Source organism: Nonomuraea sp. NPDC050540 (genome assembly GCF_044457485.1).
GTDB lineage: Bacteria > Actinomycetota > Actinomycetes > Streptosporangiales > Streptosporangiaceae > Nonomuraea.
On sequence record NZ_JBITHA010000006.1, the window covers coordinates 656523 to 677533 of the forward strand.

The following is a 21011-nucleotide window of genomic DNA, read 5'->3' on the forward strand; positions in this document are numbered from 1 at the left end:
CTCGGCAGGCGTGTCACACGTTATGCAGTCGTATGGAACGCTACGGTCCGTGTCAGTGGGGAGAAAGGAAGCGCATCCATGGCAAGCGTCGAGGACTGCCGGGCCGCTCTGGCCAAGCTCGTCGCCAATTTCGACGAGATCAGCGACGAGGACCGCGCCAAGCACGTCGTCGAGCGGACGGTCAGCTGCCGCGTCTCCGACCTCGACGTCTTCTTCTACGGCCGGCTCAGCCACGACGGCCTGGATCCGTTCACCGAGGTGCCTCCGGCCGACGGCAAGGAGTCCGACGTGAAGCTGACCATCACGAGCGACGATCTGATCGCGCTGGTCGACGGCGAACTCGACCTGGCCAGGGCACTGCTGGGCGGCCGGGTCAAGGTGGACGCCAGCTTCGGCGACCTCCTGCGGCTGCGGAAGTTGCTCTGATATGCTTAACGCATCCGTTAAGTACTTGGGGTGCGTCCATGGGAATGATCATCGACGCGGAGCGGCTCAGCCGCCGCTTCGGGCAGAGCACCGCGGTTGACCAGCTGACCCTCACGGCCGGCGCCGGCGAGGTCGTCGGCCTGCTGGGTCCCAACGGCGCCGGCAAGACCACGACCATCCGGATGCTGGCCACTCTGCTCCCGCCGAGCTCGGGCACGGCGCGGGTGTGCGGCTTCGACGTGGTACGCGCGGCCGGCCAGGTACGCCTGCGCATCGGCTACGTGATGCAGCAGGTCTCCCCGATGGGCTACTACATGCTCACCGGCCGGGAGAAGACCGAGATCGAGGCGGCCCTCTACCACGTGCCCAGGAAGCGGGTGAAGGCCAGGGCCGCGGAGGTCCTGGAGCTCGTGGGCCTGAGCGCCCATGCCGACCGCCTGGTGCAGGCCTACTCGGGCGGCATGCAGAAGCGGCTGGAGCTGGCCTGCGGCCTGCTGCACCGGCCCGAACTGCTCATCCTCGACGAGCCGACGCTGGGCCTGGACGTGCAGTCGCGCCACCACGTCTGGGACCACATCAGGCAGCTCTGCCAGGAGGGCATGACCGTCCTGCTGGCCACCAACTACATGGACGAGGCCGATCGCCTGTGCGACCGGCTGACCATCATCGACCACGGCCGCGAGGTGGTCTCGGGCACCCCGGCCGAGCTCAAGGCGGAGATCGGCGCCGGCAGCCTGGACGAGGTCTTCCTGCGCCACACCGGCCACGCGCTGCGCGAAGAGGCCGCGTGATGTGGGCCCAGGAGGTACTGGCGCTGTCGCGGCGCTGGCTGCTGATGACCCTGCGCGAGCGGCTGAACCTGCTGTTCAGCGTGCTCCAGCCGGCGGTGTGGCTGGTGTTCTTCGCCGGCTCGCTGGGCGGCGCCATGAACGCCGAGGTCGTGGGCACCACCGACTACCTCGCCTTCGCGGTGCCCGGCATCATCGCCTTCACCGTCGTCGGCAACGGGGTGAGCGCGGCGATGCCGCTGCTGTTCGACAAGGAGACCGGCTACCTCGACAAGCTGATGAGCATGCCGATCAGGCGCAGCTCGCTGATCGTCTCGCGCTTCGTCTTCCAGATGGGCATGAACTCGGCGCAGGTGCTGGTCATCCTGCTCGTCGCACTCCTTCTCGGGGTACGGCCGGCCACCGGACTGCCCGGCGTGCCGGCGATCCTGCTGACCGCGGCGCTGCTGACGCTGGCGATGACGGCGGCGGCGATGGCGCTGGCCTGCGCGGTCCCCTCGCACGGCACGTTCTTCGCGGTCACCGGGTTCGCCTCGCTGCCGCTGCTGTTCATGTCCAACGCCTTCGTGCCGCTGACCGCGATGCCCGCCTGGATGCAGGTCGTGGCCACGGCCAACCCGCTCACGTACGCGATCGAGGCCATGCGGCTGCTGATGCTGGACGGCTGGAGCGCCGGGCTGCCGGTGGCGATGGGGGCGCTGGTGCCGGCGTCCGCGCTGCTGCTCGTGGTGGGAGCGTGGCAGTTCGGACGCCAGACCAGCGAACGCGTCGCCTAGAGGAGCGGCTGGGCGCGGTCCAGGGCGGGCGGGCTCACCGGGCCGCCGCCGAGGTAGGAGCGCAGGGCCTCGTAGTCGCGGGGCCCGCGCACGGCGTCGGTGTATCCGGTGAAGGCGCTGTAGCCGTCGGCGCCGATCAGCGTGTAGGCCAGGGCTGCCAGCCGGTAGGTGCGGGCGGCGTCGAGCGGCTTGCCGTCGATGAGGACGTTCTGGACGCGCTCGCCGACCGGCTTGCTCGCGTCATAAGAGAAGCGGACATTTCCTGATACGGCCAGCGGGGCGAAGCGGACCGTCCCGTTGGGCTGCGTCTGCCACTGCTGCTCGAGCGCCTGGTCGATCTGGCCGCCGTTCACCGACACGGTCAGGACCGGGTTGGCATAACCCCACGCCGCCCATGCCTGGGCGAAGGTGACCGCACCGGCCTTGAGGTCGCCGCGCAGCGAGTTGGAGCCCTTCACCGGCGCCACCGCCACCATCGCCAGGTCGGCGCCGTCGGAGGCGGCCTTCTCCGCGTCGGCCGCGAGGTTGCCCAGCGTGCTCTCGCCGTCGGCGTCGCGCACCCTGGTCACGTCACCGGTCAGCGTGCCGATCTGGCGAGCGCCGGTCTCCTTGGCCTTGGCGTTCCAGTAGTCGACCATCGCGACCATCTCGGGGTCGGCCGGCACGTCGCGGGTGACGGGGTGGTTGCGCGCGGTGGTGGCCGGCCTGATCACGTCGCGGGTGCGGCGGTCGATCTTCAGGTTGATCTCGTTGATGAGCCGGCCGTGGTTGGCCGCCTCCACGACCGGGCGGAGGTTGCCCGCCGGGTCGGGCAGCGAGCAGTTGAAGAACCAGTGCCAGTGGCCGGTGACGATCGCGTCGATGTCGGGTGAGGCGTCGCGGGCGAAGTCCCAGATCGGGCCGCTCTTGGTCGCCCCGCAGCCGTTGAAGTCCTGGCCGGCGGCGCCGCCTTCGTGCACGTTGGCGACGATGGCCTCCACGCCCATCCGCTTGAGGATCGCGGCGTACTTGTTGGCCGTCTCCACCAGCGGCAGGTTGTCCAGCGTGGGCTGGTAGGAGGTCGAGCCGGCGACCGTCGTGGGCGTGGTGAGGTTGATGAAGCCCACCGGCACGCCCTGGAAGCGCTTGATCACGAACGGCTCCAGCACCGGCCGGGTGCTGCCTTTACGGGTCATGTTGGCCGAGGAGATCTCGAAGCGGGCGCCGGGGAAGCGCCTGCCGGAGGAGTCGGTGAAGCAGCTGTCCAGGCCGACCTCGCCGAAACACCTGCCCTTGCCCATGTGGTCGCGGGTGAACTCCAGCGACCGGTCGAACTCGTGGTTGCCCGCCGCGGTGAACTGCACGCCGATCCGGTTCAGGAACTCGACGGTCGGCTCGTCGGCGTGGTGGGAGACCTCCACCGGCCAGCCGCTGAAGTCGTCGCCCGTGGTGAAGGTGACGGAGTTGCGCTTGCCGTTCCGCAGATTCTTCAGGTGGGTCGAGACGTACGGCGCGCCGCCCACCACCAGCGTGTTGCCGGCGCCGTCCTTGATCGTGCCGTCGGCGGCGTTGCTCTGCGGGGTGATGTAGCCGTGGAAGTCGGTGATGGACAGCAGTTGCACGTCGACGGGCTGGCGCCCGGCGGCGGAGGCGGGCTGTGCGGTGAGCGCCACGAGGGCGGCCGCGCCTATCAGCAGGGGTAAACGCATGGGGATCTAACCCTTCGTTCCGGTGAATGCGATTCCGGCGATGAGCTGCCGCTGCATGATCACGAAAAGCACGATGACCGGCAGCGAGGCGACGATCGATCCGGCGAACAGGATCGGGAAGTTGGTCTGGAACTGGCCGCGCAGCGAGGCCAGCCCGGCGGCCAGCGTCATCTGCTCGGGGTCGGTGTTGACGACGAGGGGCCACAGCAGACTGCTCCACGACCACATGACGCTGAGCAGGCCGAGCGCCAGCAGCCCCGGCCTGACCAGCGGGAGCATGACGTGCCAGTAGATCTGCAGCGGGCTGGCACCGTCGAGGCGGGCGGCCTCGTCGAGTTCGGTGGGCAGCGTGAGGAAGAACTGCCGCAGCAGGAACGTACCGAAGGCGCCGAACACGCCGGGCGCGATGAGCGCCTGCAGCGTGTTGAGCCAGCCGAGACCCTGCATGATCTCGTAGCGGGGCAGCAGGAACAGTTCCTGCGGCACCATCAGCACGGCCAGGAACACCATGAAGATGGCGCCCCGCCCCGGGAAGCGCAGCCGCGCGAAGGCGAAGGCGGCCAGCGAGCACAACAGCAGCTGCCCGGCCGTGACCGCGGCGGTGACCACAACGGTGTTGAGGAACTGCCGCCCGAGCGGCACCGTCTTGAACACGTCGGCGAAGTTCTCCCACCGCCACGACGGCGCGAGCACCGGCGGCACCCGCAGCGAGTCGCTGAGCGTCTGCAGGGAGACGATGAGCTGCCACACGAAGGGCGCCAGCATGACGAGCGCCCCGGCGATCAGCGTCACGTGCGCGGGCCAGGTCCTACGCATAGTGCACCCATCTCTTCTGCAGCCTGAACTGGATCGCGGTGAGCACGAGGATCAGGCCGAGCAGCACGACGGCGATGGCGGCGGCGTAGCCGCGCTGGTTCTGCACGAAGCCCTGCTCGAAGAAGAAGTAGACGATCGTGCGGGCGCCGGGCAGCGCCGGGCTCTTGAGGTCGAAGATGAGGTAGACGAGGTCGAAGACCTGCAGCGCGTTGATCAGCGTGATGACGAGGACGAAGAAGGTGGTCGGGGTGAGCAGTGGCAGCGTGATGCGGAAGAACTGGCGCAGCCGCCCGGCCCCGTCGATCTCGGCCGCCTCGTAGTAGTGGCGGGGGATGCCCTGGAGCCCGGCCAGGAACAGCACCGCGTTGTACCCGATGGAGCTCCAGATGCCGACGAGGGCGAGGGCGTAGATCGCCACGTCGGGGTCGGCCACCCAGTACGGGCCGTCGATCCCGACCACCGCCAGGAGCTGGTTGATCGGCCCGAAGTCGCCGTTGTACAGGTAGCGCCAGGTCAGGCCCACGGCCGCGGGCATGGTGACCACCGGCAGAAAGTAGATCGTCCGGTAGAAACCCAGCCCGCGCAGCCCGCGTACGTTGAGCAGCGCCGCGACCACGATCGACAGGGGCACGCCCGCCAGCACCAGCACCGCGTACAGCAGCGTGTTGCCCAGCGCCCCCGTCATCTCCTCGTCGGCGGCCAGCGCGGTGAAGTTGTCCAGGCCGACCCAGGTCTGCCCGCCGAACACGCCGGACTCGGTGAAGCTGAGGTAGAGCGTCTGCGCGATCGGCCAGACGTAGAACACGGCCAGGCCCAGGGCCATCGGGGCGATCAGCGCATAACCCCAGAGCCGTTCCCTGCCTTTCATTCCTTGGCCAGGATCTCGTTCATCTTGACCGCGATCTCCTTGGCCACCTCGGCCGTCGGCCGCTTGCCCGTCCAGGCGTCGACCAGCAGCTTGTTCTGCACGTCCTGCCACTTCGCGGTGTCGAGCGTCACGGGGTACTCCACGCCGTGCGGCATCGAGCCCTCGAACAGCCCCTTCAGGTCGAAGTCGGGATAGGCCTTGTAGAAGCCGTCCTGGGTGCCCTCGCGGGCCGAGATCGAGGCGCCGCCCGCGTCGCTGAAGATCTTCTGGCCCTCCTCCGAGGCGAAGAAGGCGGCGAAGGCGGTGGCCTCCTTCGGGTGCTCGGTCTTGGCCGAGACCGCGTTGGCCAGCGAGGCCACGATCATGCCTTCCTGCGCCGGGCCCTTGGGCAGCGGGACCAGGTCGACGCGGGACTTCACCTCGGGGTTGGCGGCGTAGGTGGCGGCGAACCAGGACCCGCCGTACTGCATGCCGATCTTGCCCGTCTGGAACAGCTGCAGCGGCTCGGTGTCGTTGTAGACCTGGGCCTGCGGCGCGACCTTGTCCTTGATCATCAGGTCGGTCCAGAATTCCAGGCCCTGGATGGAGCCGGCCTCGTCGAAGCCGGACTTCTTGCCGTCGGCCGACAGCACGCGCCCGCCGGCCTGGATCATCGTGTTGTAGAACCCGCCCTGGTCCCACATCGGGGCCATGATGCCCCACTGCTTCTTGGCCGGGTCGGTCAGCTTCTTGGCGGCGGCCTTGACGTCGTCCCAGGTCCAGTCCGCGGTCGGGTACTTCATGCCGGCGGCGTCGAAGATCTTCTTGTCGTACCAGAGCGCGGGCAGGCTCACACTGAACGGCAGCGCCCACAGCTTTCCGTCGTAGCGGTACCCGGCGACGGTGGCCGGGGTGAAGCCGGCCGTCTTACTCTCGTCGGCCGGGGCGATGACGCCGCCCTTGGCGTACATGCGGACGTTGAGGCTGCTCATCCAGAACACGTCGGGCGCCGATCCGCCGGCCGCGGCGGTCTGAAGCTTGGTCCAGTACTGGTCCCAGGGGGTGATCTCCAGCTTGACCGTGACGCCGGGGTTGGCCTTCTGGAAGGCGTCGATGATCTTCTGGGCGGCGGGGGCGTCGTTCTTCTCCCACAGCGCATAACTGATCTCGATTTTTCCGGGCTTCTCGGGCTCGCTGGAGCCGCAGCCGGAAGCTAACAGGGCCAGTCCGAGCAGCCCGGCGATGGGCAGGCGCTTACGCATGGTCGTTCTCCAAACAGGGGGTGTGGCTACGGCCAGCGAAGGTTGGCCGTCCAGGCGGCGAGCTCTGCGTCGATCTCCGCCCGGGTTCGTGGGTGGCCCGGCGCGTCGGGGCGCCGTTGCCAGGGATGCGGCCCGCCGGCCGGGCGATACTCCACGCCCAGCGCGTCCAGCCGCCTTTCGTGTACGGCGAGGCGGCCGAGGAAGTCCTCGAAGTCGCGCCCGTCGTTCCATACCGCCTCCGCGAACGCGGCCAGGCGGGGGAAGGCCATGTAGTCCAGCAGCCGGGGCGAGTCGATGTGCTCGGTCCACAGCGCCGCCTGCGCGCCCAGCACCCGCTCGCGTTCGGCCGCCGAGAGCCCGGCCGGCACCGGGTCGAACCCGTGCACGGCGCGCAGCCCGGTCACGCTGCCGATCGCGACCGGCTCCTGCTCGCCCTCGGCCTGCCGGAAGTCCAGGTAGGTCTCGGCGAAGGGCGAGACCACCACGTCGTGGCCCGCCCGCGCGGCCATCGCCGCGCACGCCTGCCCGCGCCAGGCGGCGACCGTCAGGCCGGGCGGCAGCCCGCCCGCCAGCAGCTCGTCCCAGCCGACGGGCTTGCGGCCGCGGGCGATGAGGTAGTCGGTGAAGTGGCGCACGAACCAGCTCTGCAGTTCCTCGGCGTCGCGCAGGTCAAGTTCGCGGATGCGCTCCTTGGCGGGGACGCTCTCGTTCCACTGGCCCTTGGGCACCTCGTCGCCGCCCACGCACACGTACGGTCCGGGGAAGAGCTCCAGCACCTCGTCCAGGACGTCCTTGAAGAAGGCGATGGTGGCGTCGGCGACGTTGAGCACGTTCTCGCCGACGCCCCACTCGGTGCGCACCGGCAGGGTCGTGTCCAGGTTGCCGAGTTCGGGGTAGGCGGCGATGGCGGCCTGCGTGTGGCCGGGCAGGTCGATCTCCGGCACGACGGTGACGAAGCGGTCGGCCGCGTAGGCGACGATCTCCCGGATGTCGTCCTGGGTGTAGTAGCCGCCGTGCGGGCGGCCGTCCCATCTGCCGTGCTTCTTCGCGCCGAGCGGGGACTCGTGGCGCCAGGCGCCGATCTCGGTGAGCTTCGGGTACTTCCTGATCTGCAGCCGCCAGCCCTGGTCGTCGGTCAGGTGCAGGTGCAGGACGTTCAGCTTGTGGGCGGCCAGCAGGTCGATGTAGCGCAGCAGGTCGTGCTTGGGCAGGAAGTGCCTGGCCACGTCGATCAGGCAGCCGCGCCAGCCGTACCGGGGACGGTCCTCGATCGTGACGGCGGGCACCTGCCACGGCCCCTGCGCGGTACGGCCGGCGCGGAAGGCGGCCGGGCCGAGGAGCTGACGCAGGGTCTGGGCGCCGTAGAAGGCGCCGGGTGCGGTGGTGGCCTCGATGAGGACGCGGGCGGGGGTGGCGGTGAGGCGGTACTCCTCCTCCGCCATGCCGGGCACGTGGCGGATCTCGATGCCGCCGGGGCCCTCCGGCAGGGGTGATCCGGTGGCGGGGCCGAGCGCCTCGCGCAGCCAGGCGGCGGCGCGGGCCAGGGCGGGGTCGGCGGTGAGCGTGGTGGCCGGGCCCAGGCTGAAGGCGCCCTGCCCGGGGACGGCGGCGACGGGTGCGGGAACGAGCGTCACAGGGTCACCACCGTGCCGGTTTCGCGGGCCCGTTCCGCCGCCCACACCAGCAGGTGCCCGGCGAGCGCGTCGGTGGCGTCGCCGCCGAGCCCGCTCTGGTCCCGGGTGGCCACGGCGTCCACGAACGCCTCCACCAGGCCGCCGTCCCCGCCGCCGTGCCCGTCGGACAACGAGGCGCCGCCGCCCGTGGCCTCGACGGTGTGCTCCCGGCCGGTGCGGAAGTCGACGACCCTGATCGAGGCGCCGTCGCCCTCGGCGTAGCCGTGCGAGCCGAAGATCCTGGTCTTGCGGTGTTCGAGCGGGGTGAAGGCGGTCATGGTGAAGGCGACCGTCGCGCCGCGGGCGAACTCCACGATCACGACCTGCTGGTCGACCACGTCGTTGTCGGCCGCGTAGACGCAGCGCCCGTACGGTCCCGTCTCCAGCGCCCGCGTGACCCCGGCCACACTGGCGTCGGCCGTCACCGCGCCCAGTGGCCAGAACTCCTTGTGCGGGTCCCCGATCATCTCCAGGTAGAACCGCTTCGCCGAGTACGGGCAGGCCGATTCGATCTCCAGCGGGCACGACACACAACGGTCGGCGGCGCCGGCCGGCCGGTTCTCGGGACGGAAGTGGACCAGCGAGCCGAAGGAGGCGACCCGGGCGGGCTCGTCCTCGACGACGTGCAGCAGCCAGTCGAGGTCATGGCACGACTTGGTGAGCAGCATCGGGCCGGATCCGGCCACGTCGCGCCACGCCCCGCGCACGAACGAGTGCGCCTGATGCCACCACCCCACCGGCTCCAGGTGCTGCACGCTGGCGATCTCGCCGAGCACGCCGGAGGCCAGGACACGCTTCAGCTCTCTCGTGTACGCCGTGTAGCGCAGCACGTGGCCCACGGCGAACACGACCCCGGCCCGCTCGACCGCCTCGACGATCCGGCGGGCCTCCTCCTCGGTCGGAGCCAGGGGCTTTTCCAGCAGCATGTCGTAGCCGAGCGCGGCGAAGGCGACGGCCGGGCCGGCGTGCTGATGGTCCTGAGTGGCGATGACCACGGCGTCGGCCAGCTTCGGCACCGCCGCCAGCTCCTCCCAGCCGGGGAAGCAGGCCTCCTCGGGCAGCCCGTGCTCACGGGCCACGGCCGCGCGGCGCCCCGGATCGGGATCGGCCACGGCCACGACCCTGGCCCGGCCGGAGGCGGCCGCCGCCCTGGCGTAGATCTGCCCGCGCGCTCCGGCGCCGGCGATCGCGATGGTTACGGTCATCGATGTGTTTCACTCCGCGACTTATGTGGGAGTCCATAAATATTCATGGATGACCGGCCGTGGTCAAGCCCCCGGTTCCGATGTGGCGAAGACGTCGCCTGCCGTACATAATGAGGTTTCCATCAAAAAAGGAGGGGCACAGACGTGCACGTCAGCGGTGGGGACCTGCAGCGGTTGCGGCAGCTGAACTCGCTCAGCAGCATCCGCGCCCTGCGCGACGCGCGACGCCCGCTCACCCTCACCGAACTCGCCGCCCACACCGGGCTCTCACGCGGCTCCATCGTCGACGTCGTCACCGACCTGCAGGAACGCGGCTGGATCGCCGAGGTCGAACCCTCACCCGGCGGCATGGGCCGGCCCGCCCGCCGCTACCGCTTCCGCTCCGACGCAGGGCACGTCCTCGGCATCGACATCGGCGTGCACAAGGTCCTGGCCACCATCACCGACCTCAACGGCAGGGCCATCGCCAGCGGCCGCACCTCCGTCAGCCCCGGCACCCCGCGCGAGCAGCGCCTCGACGCCATGAACAGAGCCATGGACGCCGCCCTGATCGCCGCCGGCCTCACTCCCGGCCAGATGTGGGGCGTGGCCGCCGGCACCGTGGGCGTCGTCGACCGCGAAGGCGTCATCACCCGCGTCCAAGCGCTGCCCGACTGGGCCGGCACCGACCTCATCGGCCACCTCGGCGCCCGCCTGCCCTGCCCCATCACCATCGAGAACGACAGCAAGCTCGCCGCCCTCGCCGAACAACGCCTCGGCGTCGCCGCGGGCGTACGCGACCTCGTCTACCTCCACGCCGGCCGCCGCCCCGGTGCCGCCCTGATCCTCAACGGGCGCCCCTACCACGGCTTCAGCGGCGCCACCGGCGAGGTGGGGCTGATGGAGATCACCGGCTGGCGTACCATGACCGACCACCTGGAATCCTGCCCCGTCGCCGCCGGCGCACCCGCGGAGGACGCCGCCGCCCTCGTCTTCGGCGCCGCCCGCTCCGGCGACCCCACCGCCCGCGCGGCCGTCGAGGCCTACGCCCGGGACCTGGCCCTGGGCACCGCGGCCATGGTCCTCACCCTGGACCCCGAGGTCGTGGTCCTGGGCGGCGGCTTCTCCCGCTCAGCCGACGTCCTGCTCGCCCCGCTACGCCACGCCCTGGCCCCGCACTGCCTGCGCGTACCGGAGATCCGGCCTTCGACGTTGGGCGAGGAATGCGTGGTTCTGGGGGCGGCCTGCCTGGCCCTGGACCACATCGACCACCTGTTCTTCTCCCCCGAGGGCGCCCTCACTCACCCCACCGCCCCCCAACGCCCAGCCCCCGCCTAACCCATCACCCACCAGGACCCCACGCCCCGGGCGAACCGCGCCCGAGCGACCCGCACCCCGGCTCCCCGCGCAACCCGGCCCCCGGCGGCAACCCCAAGGCCACCTCCAAGGGCCTAGCGCCTCAGCCCACGCCCGCCTTGCCCAGCCCCTCGGCCCACCTCCGCCTCACCCAGCAGCCCAGGTCGGCCAGCGCCCGCCTCACCCCACGGCCCCTCGGCCCGCGCCCGCCTCACCCCACGGCCCCTCGGCCCGCGCCCGCCTCACCCCACGGCCCCTCGGCCCGCGCCCGCCTCACCCCGAACCCAGCAGCCCCACCCTCGGCCACTTGCCCCAGCCACCCCCGGCGCCGGACCGCCCGGCACCCGATCCCGCCACTCTGCGCCCCGCCTCGCCCTGCGGACGTCCCACCCCTTCGGCCCGTTCCCCCACGAGCGCCCCCGATCCCGGCGGCGGGATCCGCGCCGCTACCCCAGGTCAGCCGGCCTGGAGGCGTTCCAGTACCGGTTTGACGCTGTCCTCGTCCACCCGCCCCGCCCCGGCCGCCGCCCAAGCCGCCTCGCAGGCCGTCCGGAGCCCGTCGATCCAGGTCCCGTCGCCTTCCAGGCGGAGGCTCCCGTCGGCCCACGTGGCCCGCCAGCCCCGCCGTACCTCGGGATAGTCCTCGCCCAAAGCCCGCAGATCCTCCGCGATGTAGGTGGGCCGCTGCTCAGGCGCGGCCGTCAGCACGTCAAGCGGACCCGCCACCCCCGTCAGCACCAGCAGACTGTCCACGCCCGCATTGCGGGCCCCCTCGATGTCGGTGTCCAGCCGATCCCCCACCACGAGCGGCCGCTCAGCGCCCGTCCGCAACATCGACTCCCGATGCAACGGCGGCGCCGGCTTACCCGCATAGACAGGCTCCACCCCGGTAGCCGCGGCGATCACCCGCACCATAGCCCCGTTACCCGGCAGTTCCCCCCGCCCGGAAGGCAGCGTGCTGTCCCCATTGGACGCCACGAACAGCGCCCCCTGCCGAACCGCCAGAGCCCCCTCAGCCAGCAGCCCGTACGACAACCCGGCCGCCATCCCCTGCACCACCGCCACTGGCTGGTCCATGGCGGTCGTCACCACCCGAAGCCCCTGATCCCGTACGGCCAGCCGCAACCCCGTCCCACCCACCACCAGCACCGGCGCCCCAGGCTCGAACCGCTCAGCGATCACCCGGGCCGCCGCCTGCGCCGAAGTGACCACGTCCTCCCGCTCCGCAGGCACCCCCAGCTCCCGGAGATGCCCCGCGATGGCAGCGGGAGTACGCGAAGCATTGTTCGTCACATAAGCCAGCCGAACCCCCCGCCCTTTGGCCGCCACCAACGACTCAGCCGCCCCAGGCACGGCATGAGCCCCCAGATAGACAACCCCATCGAGGTCAAGCAGCAAGGTGTCGTACCTGTCGACCAGCACCACACATCCCCTAACTCGCGACCAACACCGCCAGCGACTCTAACCCCCGCGCCTTCACAACCAGCTGCCCAGCCGCACACAGGAGAACCTCAACGACGCCGAAGGCGAAACCCAAGAACAAGCCCAAGAGGCAACACCCAAGAGCCGAACCCGAGACCCGAAGCCCGAAGCCCGAGACCCGAGGTTCAGAGCCCCGAGACCCGAAGCCCGAAACCCGAGGTTTCAGAACCCGAGGCCCGAAGTCCCAGCGCCCATGCCAAGGACAAAGCGGCAGCCGTCGGCGACGGATCCCGCACACACGAAGCCCAGCGGCGCAGACTCCAAAAGCCCCTACGCACAGAACCCAAGCGCCCCCTCGGCAGAGCTCCGAACCATCAGAAGATCGACAGCTGCCCAGAACCCGCCCGCACACGCATCAAGCACCTACGCAACGCCCAGCCCTGCCGGCCAAGCCGCCCAGAGAACCGGAACGACACCGAACCCCTCACATAGCCCGCCGAGCCCGCAACGTCGCCCGCACATTCCTCAAAGCCGTCACATAGTTACGCTCATCCGGCCGCATGGCCACGGCGATAGCCAACGGCTCCTGAGCCGCTTCCATATCCCCTGTACGCCACAACGCCAGCCCAAGCCCGAAATAGGCGTAATCCTCCGCCGGATTGGCATCCACAATCCACCGAAAGGTATCCGCAGCCTGCACATACTGCCGCGAGTTGAACTGCGCCCGAGCCAACGCCTCCCGAATGCTGCGCGAGTCCGGCTCAGCGGCCACCGCACGTTCCAGAAGCGACGCGGCAGCGGCCGGACTGCCCTCCTGAAGAAGCTTCACCCCACGCTGATACCAGTCATAAACCTCACCCGAAGGCACTCCGGGGGAATCATCAGGGACGTTTCTGCCTTGGATCATGCGTGAGGGCTCCTTCATCGAACGACGGCAGTTCCGCGCGATTCCCGGAGAGAACGGGCATCGCCGGGATATGGGGGCAACCCGGGGAAGACTCGGACCTCTATGGGAGCATGCCCGGTATGGGGACTCCTGAACTACCGGTGCCAGATGGGCTAATGCTGCGCCCCTTCCGCGGTGTCCGCTTCGCCGTGGACGACCCTGGGGCGGTCACCTCCCCGCCCTATGACCTGATCTCGGACGACGACGTCCAAGCTCTCCTGGACTCTCATCCCAACAATGTCGTCCGCCTCATCCTTCCCCGCGCCCCAGCCCACCCGGCCTCCCCGCTCACCACCCCCCACAGATCCGGCGAGTCCTCCACCGACCCGGCCAACCCCCCTCACAGCACACCCCACCCCCCGACCCTCACCTCCACCCCCCAATCCCCACCCCAGCAACCCCCCGCAGCCCCACACAACACGAACCCCGAAAGCCCTCAGCAGCAGCCCACGAACACCGCACACCCACATGACGCACGCCCGACGGGTAGCCAACCCAAGAACGCCGAAGGCCGGCACAGCACGGCCCCGGGCACGGATACCGCACATCAGCACAGCACGGACGCGGCAGACCAGCACAGCGCGGACACCACGGGCCCGCCCAGCACGGCCCAGACCTCCCTGCCCGCCGCCACCGTCCATGGATCCACGGTCTCCGCACGCCTCGACGACGTTGGACAAGCTCCCATCCACCGCCCACACCCCGAGGCGCCGCACAACGCCCAAGACGCGGACCAGGCATCGGGCACAGTCCAGAGCGCCAGCGAGGCCACCGAGCCCAACCACGCCCTGAGGCAGGTCACACAGGCAGCTGAGCCGACCTCGGCCCACCCGCGGGCCGCTACGCAAGCGTCACCTTCCGCCCGCCGATACGGCGCGGCCCGAGACGCCCTGCGCGCCTGGCTGGCGGACGGCGTGCTGGTCCGTGACGACCGCCCGGCCCTGTACGTCTACGAGCAACAAGCCCCCGGCTTGCTGCAACGCGGCCTGATCGGCGATGTCGGCCTGGCCGCACCGGAGCAGCGCATCATCCTCCCCCACGAGAACGTCATGCCCGGCCCCGTAGCCGACCGCCTGGCCCTGATGAGCACCACCCAGGCCAACCTCGAACCCATCCTCCTCCTCTACAACGGCAACGACCCCACCACAGCCCCAAGCACGCACTCAGGCCCCAAGGACACCCCGGCCGCCGGATACCGAGGCAGCGGAACGTCAGGCTCGGCAGCCCGGCAGGGCAGGGCGAGCCGCCTGGTCGACGAGGTCGCCACCACCCGCCGGCCCCTGGTGACCGCCCAAACCACCGACGGCGTACGGCACAGCCTCTGGGCCATCACCGACCAGGCCGAGATCGACGCCGTGAACGCCGACCTCCGCCACCGCCAGGCGCTCATCGCCGACGGCCATCACCGCTACGCCACCTACCGCGAACTCCAACGCCACGAACACGCCCGCCGTACGACCACCCCCACAACCCCCGAACCAACAGCCCCGCACCCAGCGGCCATCCCCGCCCCGGCCCCGAGCCCAGCCGACGCCGCGATCAGACCCGCACCGGCGACCGGCCAGGCCGACACCACGAACAGGCCCGAACCGGCGACCAACTCGGCCAAGGACGACCACCTGTCCGGCACGCAGGACCAGGCCCCCGGCCCGTGGGACTTCGGGCTGGCCCTGCTCGTCGACTCCGACGCCTACCCGCCGGACCTCAAGGCGATCCACCGCGTCATCCCCGGACTGCCTCTCGAAGAGGCGGCCGCCCGCGCCAAGGGAGCCTGGCGAGTCCAGGACTTCGCTGACCTGCCCTCAGGGCTGGCGGCGCTGCGGGAGGCACGCGAACCGGCGTTCCTGCTGGCCGGAGAGGGCGGCGGCCATCTGCTGACCGACCCGGATCCTGTGCAGTTCGCCCGCGCGATGCCGGCTGACCGCTCGGCGCGGTGGAACGCGTTGAACACCTCCGTCCTGACGGAGTTCGTCATGCCCAGGGTGTGGGGCATGCGGGACGACGAGGTCGACGTCCGGATCGTGCACCACGACGCGCGGGCCGCCGCGGACCTGGCCGCCGCCACCGGTGGCACGGCGGTGATCCTCAACGCGCTGGCCGTCGACGACGTGCTCGCGGTGGCGGCCGAGGGTGAGCGGGTGCCGCGCAAGTCCACGTCGTTCGGGCCGAAGCCGCGCACGGGACTGGTGTTGCGTACGCTGGACGCCGACTGATCCGGCCGGGGCGGCTCAGCATGCGGCCACCGCCTCGGCCTCGGGGACGACCGCTCGGGTGGCCAAGGCGACCTCGACTTCGTAGCGCCAGACCTTGGCATGCGACGGACCGTAGATGCGGCAGCGGATGGCCCCGCTGATCTCCATGCGGTCACCGGGCGCCAGGCCCTCGACGAACGCGGCGATACCGGGGTCGTACGTTACACACCGGATCGTGTCGACGACCGCGCGCGGCCGAGGCTGCGGGCGGCGGACGACCAGGCGCCATGCCGTCTGCGTGTCGCCGCTCGGCATCTCCCTGTGCTCCGGTGCGCCGGACAGCTTGCCGGTCAGCTGGACGTCGTTGTGGTCCATCTCAGGCCTCCCTCGTCGGTGAACTGGCCGAGATCACTCTTTACGATGAGGGCATGGCCGGATCGGCTAGAGCGCCGTTCTGGGGATTGTGGTGAACGACTCGGGAGTGCTTGTGGACAACATCACCGCCCTTGGCGGCGACGTGTACGAGATCGACACGAAGATGGCCGGATACTCCGGGATCACCGCAGGCTATCTGATCCTGGGTGACCGGCCATGCCTGGTCGAAACGGGCACCTCGACCTCCGCGCCGGTCGTGCGGGACGCGCTGGCCTCACTCGGCGTGGGGCCACAGGACCTCGCGACGGTCGTCGTCACCCATATCCACCTCGACCACGCGGGCGGAGTGGGGGACATGGCGAAGTACTTCCCCTCCGCGCAGATCGTGGTGCACGAGAAGGGAGCGCGGCATCTGGCCGATCCGTCGAGGTTGATGGCCAGTGCCCGGATGGTATGGGGCGATCGGCTGGACACGCTGTTCGGGGAACTGACCCCCACCGAGGCCGAACGCATCGTCGCCCTCGGCGACACCGGCGCCATCGACCTGGGCAACGGCCGCACGCTCAGCAGCCACTACTCCCCCGGCCACGCCAAACACCATGTCGGGCTGGTCGATTCGGGCACCGGCGACCTCTATGTCGGCGACGCGGCCGGGGTCTACCTCCCCGAGACCGGCGACCTCCGCCCCGCCACCCCGCCGCCCGACTTCGACCTCGAAACGGCACTCAACTCGATCGCGCTGTTCGAGGCGTTGGGGCCGCAACGGCTGCTGTTCAGCCACTACGGACCGGTCGAGGCGGTTCAGGAGACTCTGGAAAGGTCCGCGGAAGAACTCCGCGTCTGGGTGGACATGACGCGCCAGGCCCGTTCCGAGGGGATGGACCTGGATCACGCCGTCGCCATGGTCCACGAACGCACCAAGGAGCGCTACCTCGCGCTCAAGACCGACGACGAGACCGCCGAGCAGTTCGAGCTGCTCAGCGGCGCGGCCTCCAACGTCGCCGGCATCCTCCACTGGCTCGACCGCGTCTCGCCGTGAAGACGGCGCCGCCCGCCGTACCCCAGAAAATTCCACGGTACGGCGGGCGGCGCCGCAGGTCAGGACTCGGTCTTGCCATCCTTGGGCTCAGGCGCCTCGTCGAGGATGTCACCGAAGTCCGGCTCGATGAACGCGGGCGTGATACCGGCCGCCGCCGGGGCCTCATCGTCCGGCTTGTCGGCCTCAGGCTCCGCTTCTGCCACCGGCTCCGTCACCGTCTCGGCCTCGGCCTCGGCCAGGTCCGTGGCGTCGTCAGCCGCGGGCGCCTCCTCGGCAGCGTCGACGGGCTCGTCGACCTCCGCCTCGTCCGCGACGGGCTCCTCCGCGACCACGGGCTCTTCGACGTCGGGCTCGTCCACGGCCACGGGCTCGTCGCCGCCCAGCAGGTCACCCGCCTCCGCGAACGCCGCAGAGTCGGACACCTCCTCGGCCTCGACGTCGGTCTCGGCGTCGGCGTCGAGGTCCTCGTCGTCCTCCTCAAGGTCCTCGATGACCGCTCCGGTCAGCTCCGCGTAGCGCTCGGCCGCATCCGTCTCGCCGTCCTCGTCGAAGGACATGGCCCGCGCGAACCAGTCCGTCGCCGCCTCGCCATGCCCGGCCTCGGCCAGCGCGTCCGCGTAGGCGAACGCCAGCCGCGCCGACCAGGGACGCGTCTGCGGGTCACGCAGTTCGGGAAGCCGCTGCAGCGTGATGACCGCGGCGTCGTGCTGCCCCAGGTCCCGGCGGGCCCCGGACTCCACGATCGCCAGTTCGATCCGCCCGGCGCGGTCAAGCCGCTCCGCTTCCGGCGAACGCACCAGGTCGAGCGCCCGCTCAGGCCGCCCGAGCCCGCGCTCGCAGTCCGCCATGACCGGCAGGTACGCGTCCGACCCGGTCAGCCGCCGCGCCGCCCGCAGATCGCTGAGCGCCTCGGCGAAATGCCCGGCCCGGTAGGCCACGATCCCAGCGGCCTCCCGCACCACCCCGATCCGAGCAGCGAACCGCCGCCCGACCTTGGTGTGCTCATAGGCCTGATCCGGGTCGTCCTCACCAAGCGCCCGCTCGGCGGCGACGAGATGCCTGGCCACCAGGTCCGCGAGGTCGCCGGGCAAGGCGCGCAGCTCGTCGCGTACCTCCTGGTCGAGCTCGTCCGCGGTGATGTCCGCCGGCATCTCGGGCAGCGGCTCACGCTCGCGCGTCTCTTCCCGCTCGGGCTTGCCGAAGCGCGCCCGCGACCCACTGTCGCCTTCGCGCGAGAACGGCCGGCCACGGTCGGAGTCATGCCGCTCCTCGCCGCGTGAGTCCCGCTCGTCACGGAATCCGTCGGTACGGCGGGGCCCCCGGTCATCCCGGTAGCCCCCCTCACGCTGCGGACCACGGTCATCGCGGCGAGGGCCACGATCGAACCCGCCCTCACGACGAGGACCGCGATCATAACCACCCTCACGACGGGGGCCACGGTCATAGCCACCCTCGCGACGCGGACCGCGATCGAAACCGCCCCGATCATCGCGAGGCCCACGGTCGTCCCGGCGCGGGCCACCGTAACCGCCCTCACGGCGCGGCCCCCGGTCATAACCGCCTTCACGACGCGGACCGCGATCGGAGTCGCCCTCACGACGAGGACCCCGGTCGTAACCACCCTCACGCTGCGGACCACGATCATCGCGGCGAGGCCCACGATCGAACCCGCCCTCACGACGAGGACCGCGATCATAACCACCCTCACGACGGGGGCCACGGTCATAGCCACCCTCGCGACGCGGACCGCGATCGAAACCGCCCCGATCATCGCGAGGCCCACGGTCGTCCCGGCGCGGGCCACCGTAACCGCCCTCACGGCGCGGCCCCCGGTCATAACCGCCTTCACGACGCGGACCGCGATCGGAGTCGCCCTCACGACGAGGACCCCGATCGTAACCACCCTCACGCTGCGGACCACGATCATCCCGCCGAGGCCCACGATCGTCCCGGCGCGGGCCACCGTAACCGCCCTCACGGCGCGGCCCACGGTCATAACCACCCTCGCGACGCGGACCGCGATCGGAGTCGCCCTCACGACGAGGACCCCGATCGTAACCACCCTCACGCTGCGGACCACGATCATCGCGCCGAGGCCCACGATCGAACCCGCCCTCACGACGAGGCCCACGATCGTCCCGGCGGGGGCCACGGTCGAAACCACCGTCGCGCCGCCCGCCGCTCCCGAAGTCCGGACGCTCGGCGAACCCGCGCTCATCCCGGTCTGGGAACGCCCGCCGCGGAGCATCGCCCTCACGACGCGGTCCACGGTCGTAGCCGCCCCCACGCTGGGGTCCACGGTCATCGTCCCGGCGCGGACCGCGATCGAACCCGCCCTCACGACGCGGACCGCGATCGTAACCACCCTCACGACGGGGACCACGGTCGTAGCCGCCGCCCTCGCGACGAGGCCCGCGGTCGTAACCGCCCTCTCGCCGCGGCCCGCGGTCATCCCGACGGGGGCCACGGTCGTAGCCGCCTTCCCGGCGACCCTCCCGTCCCCGGTCGTCGGAACGGAACGGACGGTCGCCCTGGTTTCCGCGCGAGTCGCGGGAGCCGTACCCGCCTCTGTTGTCGTCTGGGCGCTTGTCTCCGTCGCGGGGGCTGTCGCCACGCCCGCTCTGTCCGCCGTCCGATCCGTTATCTCTGTTCACTTCTGGTCCATTTCGTTGGCTCACTCAGCGGACCCGTGTCTCACCCAACGGTCCACTGTGGCTGCCCGCACCGCGGGTCTTACGCGAAGAAGGCCACCCGTGGTGGGGCGGCCCGGCTCCTCCAGCCTAGCAAGCTCCAGCAGTTCACCGACCCGGGCCGATATTCGGTCGCCCCCAATGACCGGCTCCACCAGGATGACGGCATGTCGCTACGCGCGTACGAGATAGCCGAAGCCCGCAACCGCATCCTCAACCCTTTCACCGAAGACAAACTCGATCTCCTCGGCGAAATCTGTCACCCCAGCCCAGGGGCCCGGCACCTCGACCTGGCCTGCGGCAAAGGCGAACTGCTCAACCGCTGGTCCAGCCGCTACGGCGTACACGGAACCGGCGTCGACCTCAGCGAGGTCTTCCTCACCGCCGCCCGCGAACGCGCAAATGAGCTCAACGTCACCGACCGCGTGCAATTCATCCACGCAGAAGCCGCCACCTACGCCAAAGAAAATGCCGAACCCAGCGCCCACGACATCGTCTCCTGCATAGGCGCCACCTGGATAGGCAACGGCCTCACCGGCACCTTGGACCTCATGCGCCCACTGCTGCGCCCAGGCGGCCTGATCCTGGTAGGCGAGATCTTCTGGAACACCACTCCGCCCCCCGAAGCCGCCACCGCCCTGGGCATCGACCACCACACCTGCGTCTCACTCGCCGCCACCGCGGAACGCATCGAGCGATCCGGTTTCGAACTCCTCGACATGATCCTGGCCAACCCCGACAGCTGGGACCGCTACACCGCCTCCCAATGGTGGACGATCAGCGACTGGCTCCGCGACAACCCCGACGATCCGGAGGTTCCCGCGATGCGCGACTTCCTCCGCCAATGCCGCACTTCCCATCTCGAGTACGGCCGGCAGTACCTCGGCTGGGGCGTCTTCATCCTCCGCCCAGCCATACCTTTGCCCAACCCATAAACCAGATCTCCCCACATCAGGGGACATATCCAGACATGGCAACTGCATCCACGCACCACGGCCCGGCCTTCCGCCCGGAATCCGGCTGGCTGACGTTCGCCGGAATGCTCGGCGTCGTGCTGGGCGTCTTCAACGCCATCGAAGGCCTGATCGCCCTGTTCCGCAACGACTACTTCGTCACCCCGGCCGGTCGCCTACTCGTCTTCGACTACACCACCTGGGGCTGGATCTGGCTCGCGATCGGCATCCTGCAGATCGCCGCCGGCGCAGGCATCATGGCAGGCCAGGTCTGGGCCCGCGCGGTCGGCGTCATCCTCGCCGCCCTAGCCATGATCGGCCAGTTCGCTTTCGTCCCCGCATATCCGGTCTGGTCCATCATCAGCATCGCCCTATGCGTAGTGATCATCTACGGCCTCATAGCCGCCCCCCGCAACGCCACCGGCTAACCACACCCCACGGAGGTCGTATGGCGAGCCTCGGCCGGCGGGGTTCGCGAGGTGAGGGTGAACGCGAAAAAGGGGCCCAACCCTAAGGTTGGACCCCTTCATCTCGCATACGTGTTTGTGCGGCGGTGACCTACTCTCCCACACCCTCCC

At 70.3% G+C, this 21011-nt stretch carries 17 protein-coding genes and 2 pseudogenes; 9 read left to right on the forward strand and 10 right to left on the reverse strand.

Features of this window, described 5'->3' with window-relative positions; all coding sequences use genetic code 11:
- The first annotated feature begins 78 nt into the window (after positions 1 to 78).
- From ACIBI5_RS24240 to ACIBI5_RS24250, 3 genes are read left to right on the forward strand one after another with little or no spacing between them, the layout of a single operon-like run.
- Positions 79 to 426 carry an SCP2 sterol-binding domain-containing protein gene (locus ACIBI5_RS24240; RefSeq protein WP_397250272.1) on the forward strand — a complete coding sequence of 116 codons (348 nt, stop codon included), beginning with the start codon at positions 79 to 81 and terminating at the stop codon, positions 424 to 426.
- Between the two features lie 38 nt (positions 427 to 464).
- Positions 465 to 1217, forward strand: a complete 753-nt coding sequence (locus tag ACIBI5_RS24245; protein WP_397250274.1) for an ABC transporter ATP-binding protein — start codon at positions 465 to 467, stop codon at positions 1215 to 1217.
- Positions 1217 to 1990 (forward strand): ABC transporter permease, encoded by a 774-nt coding sequence (locus ACIBI5_RS24250; protein ID WP_397250330.1) that lies wholly within the window; start codon positions 1217 to 1219, stop codon positions 1988 to 1990. Before ACIBI5_RS24245 ends, ACIBI5_RS24250 begins: the two co-directional genes overlap by 1 nt.
- Here ACIBI5_RS24250 and ACIBI5_RS24255 read toward each other — a convergent pair.
- Genes ACIBI5_RS24255 through ACIBI5_RS24280 form a run of 6 tightly spaced genes read right to left on the reverse strand, consistent with a single transcriptional unit; the run spans position 1987 to position 9481 of the window.
- Positions 1987 to 3678: a bifunctional metallophosphatase/5'-nucleotidase gene (locus tag ACIBI5_RS24255; protein ID WP_397250276.1), complete on the reverse strand. Its 1692-nt coding sequence runs from the start codon at positions 3676 to 3678 to the stop codon at positions 1987 to 1989. The two genes, ACIBI5_RS24250 and ACIBI5_RS24255, sit on opposite strands and share 4 nt — an antisense overlap.
- Positions 3679 to 3684: 6 nt before the next feature.
- A complete protein-coding gene (locus ACIBI5_RS24260; RefSeq protein ID WP_397250278.1) occupies positions 3685 to 4494 on the reverse strand; it encodes a carbohydrate ABC transporter permease in 810 nt (269 codons plus the stop codon).
- Entirely contained in the window at positions 4487 to 5362 is an 876-nt protein-coding gene (locus tag ACIBI5_RS24265) for a carbohydrate ABC transporter permease (protein ID WP_397250280.1), read from the reverse strand. Before ACIBI5_RS24265 ends, ACIBI5_RS24260 begins: the two co-directional genes overlap by 8 nt.
- Positions 5359 to 6603, reverse strand: coding sequence for an ABC transporter substrate-binding protein (locus ACIBI5_RS24270; protein ID WP_397250282.1), 1245 nt, complete (start codon positions 6601 to 6603; stop codon positions 5359 to 5361). The genes ACIBI5_RS24265 and ACIBI5_RS24270 overlap by 4 nt, the downstream gene beginning before the upstream one ends.
- Positions 6604 to 6629: 26 nt before the next feature.
- The gene (locus tag ACIBI5_RS24275) at positions 6630 to 8237 is read right to left on the reverse strand and encodes a beta-N-acetylhexosaminidase (RefSeq protein WP_397250284.1); all 1608 of its coding nucleotides are present in this window, start codon (positions 8235 to 8237) and stop codon (positions 6630 to 6632) included.
- Positions 8234 to 9481 (reverse strand): Gfo/Idh/MocA family protein, encoded by a 1248-nt coding sequence (locus ACIBI5_RS24280; protein WP_397250286.1) that lies wholly within the window; start codon positions 9479 to 9481, stop codon positions 8234 to 8236. The genes ACIBI5_RS24275 and ACIBI5_RS24280 overlap by 4 nt, the downstream gene beginning before the upstream one ends.
- 144 nt (positions 9482 to 9625) lie before the next feature.
- Between ACIBI5_RS24280 and ACIBI5_RS24285 the strand changes: the two genes are divergently transcribed.
- Positions 9626 to 10798: an ROK family protein gene (locus ACIBI5_RS24285; RefSeq protein ID WP_397250288.1), complete on the forward strand. Its 1173-nt coding sequence runs from the start codon at positions 9626 to 9628 to the stop codon at positions 10796 to 10798.
- A 474-nt stretch (positions 10799 to 11272) separates the two neighbouring features.
- On the opposite strand, the gene ACIBI5_RS24290 is transcribed toward ACIBI5_RS24285, so the two are convergent.
- Together ACIBI5_RS24290 and ACIBI5_RS24295 are read right to left on the reverse strand one after the other, a co-directional pair.
- The gene (locus ACIBI5_RS24290; RefSeq protein ID WP_397250332.1) at positions 11273 to 12238 is read right to left on the reverse strand and encodes an HAD-IIA family hydrolase; all 966 of its coding nucleotides are present in this window, start codon (positions 12236 to 12238) and stop codon (positions 11273 to 11275) included.
- A gap of 484 nt (positions 12239 to 12722) precedes the next feature.
- Complete coding sequence (locus ACIBI5_RS24295) at positions 12723 to 13145, reverse strand: tetratricopeptide repeat protein (protein ID WP_397250290.1); 423 nt, start codon at positions 13143 to 13145, stop codon at positions 12723 to 12725.
- Between the two features lie 155 nt (positions 13146 to 13300).
- On the opposite strand from ACIBI5_RS24295, the pseudogene ACIBI5_RS24300 reads away from it, so the two are divergent.
- Together ACIBI5_RS24300 and ACIBI5_RS24305 are read left to right on the forward strand one after the other, a co-directional pair.
- Positions 13301 to 13441: pseudogene (locus ACIBI5_RS24300) on the forward strand (DUF1015 family protein); the annotation flags it as partial.
- Positions 13442 to 14086: 645 nt separating this feature from the next.
- Positions 14087 to 15397: pseudogene (locus tag ACIBI5_RS24305) on the forward strand (DUF1015 family protein); the annotation flags it as partial.
- Positions 15398 to 15412: 15 nt separating this feature from the next.
- On the opposite strand, the gene ACIBI5_RS24310 reads toward ACIBI5_RS24305, so the two are convergent.
- Positions 15413 to 15751 carry a single-stranded DNA-binding protein gene (locus ACIBI5_RS24310; protein ID WP_397250292.1) on the reverse strand — a complete coding sequence of 113 codons (339 nt, stop codon included), beginning with the start codon at positions 15749 to 15751 and terminating at the stop codon, positions 15413 to 15415.
- 112 nt (positions 15752 to 15863) lie between these two features.
- Between ACIBI5_RS24310 and ACIBI5_RS24315 the strand changes: the two genes are divergently transcribed.
- Complete coding sequence (locus ACIBI5_RS24315) at positions 15864 to 16790, forward strand: MBL fold metallo-hydrolase (protein WP_397250294.1); 927 nt, start codon at positions 15864 to 15866, stop codon at positions 16788 to 16790.
- 59 nt (positions 16791 to 16849) lie between these two features.
- Here the strand turns inward: ACIBI5_RS24315 and ACIBI5_RS24320 are convergent, their stop codons facing one another.
- A complete protein-coding gene (locus tag ACIBI5_RS24320) occupies positions 16850 to 17941 on the reverse strand; it encodes a hypothetical protein (RefSeq protein ID WP_397250296.1) in 1092 nt (363 codons plus the stop codon).
- 1706 nt (positions 17942 to 19647) lie between these two features.
- On the opposite strand from ACIBI5_RS24320, the gene ACIBI5_RS24325 reads away from it, so the two are divergent.
- Both ACIBI5_RS24325 and ACIBI5_RS24330 read left to right on the forward strand, forming a co-directional pair.
- Positions 19648 to 20415, forward strand: coding sequence for an SAM-dependent methyltransferase (locus ACIBI5_RS24325; protein ID WP_397250298.1), 768 nt, complete (start codon positions 19648 to 19650; stop codon positions 20413 to 20415).
- A gap of 35 nt (positions 20416 to 20450) precedes the next feature.
- Positions 20451 to 20861, forward strand: coding sequence for a hypothetical protein (locus ACIBI5_RS24330; protein WP_397250300.1), 411 nt, complete (start codon positions 20451 to 20453; stop codon positions 20859 to 20861).
- Positions 20862 to 21011 lie beyond the last annotated feature (150 nt).

Coding starts and splice junctions, on each gene's coding strand:
- ACIBI5_RS24280 (WP_397250286.1), bottom strand. CDS start 9,481: ATGACCGTAACCATCGCGATCGCCGGCGCCGGAGCGCGCGGGCAGATC.
- ACIBI5_RS24265 (WP_397250280.1), bottom strand. CDS start 5,362: ATGAAAGGCAGGGAACGGCTCTGGGGTTATGCGCTGATCGCCCCGATG.
- ACIBI5_RS24270 (WP_397250282.1), bottom strand. CDS start 6,603: ATGCGTAAGCGCCTGCCCATCGCCGGGCTGCTCGGACTGGCCCTGTTA.
- ACIBI5_RS24260 (WP_397250278.1), bottom strand. CDS start 4,494: ATGCGTAGGACCTGGCCCGCGCACGTGACGCTGATCGCCGGGGCGCTC.
- ACIBI5_RS24295 (WP_397250290.1), bottom strand. CDS start 13,145: ATGATCCAAGGCAGAAACGTCCCTGATGATTCCCCCGGAGTGCCTTCG.
- ACIBI5_RS24320 (WP_397250296.1), bottom strand. CDS start 17,941: ATGCCGGCGGACATCACCGCGGACGAGCTCGACCAGGAGGTACGCGAC.
- ACIBI5_RS24250 (WP_397250330.1), top strand. CDS start 1,217: ATGTGGGCCCAGGAGGTACTGGCGCTGTCGCGGCGCTGGCTGCTGATG.
- ACIBI5_RS24255 (WP_397250276.1), bottom strand. CDS start 3,678: ATGCGTTTACCCCTGCTGATAGGCGCGGCCGCCCTCGTGGCGCTCACC.
- ACIBI5_RS24330 (WP_397250300.1), top strand. CDS start 20,451: ATGGCAACTGCATCCACGCACCACGGCCCGGCCTTCCGCCCGGAATCC.
- ACIBI5_RS24245 (WP_397250274.1), top strand. CDS start 465: ATGGGAATGATCATCGACGCGGAGCGGCTCAGCCGCCGCTTCGGGCAG.
- ACIBI5_RS24310 (WP_397250292.1), bottom strand. CDS start 15,751: ATGGACCACAACGACGTCCAGCTGACCGGCAAGCTGTCCGGCGCACCG.
- ACIBI5_RS24240 (WP_397250272.1), top strand. CDS start 79: ATGGCAAGCGTCGAGGACTGCCGGGCCGCTCTGGCCAAGCTCGTCGCC.
- ACIBI5_RS24325 (WP_397250298.1), top strand. CDS start 19,648: ATGTCGCTACGCGCGTACGAGATAGCCGAAGCCCGCAACCGCATCCTC.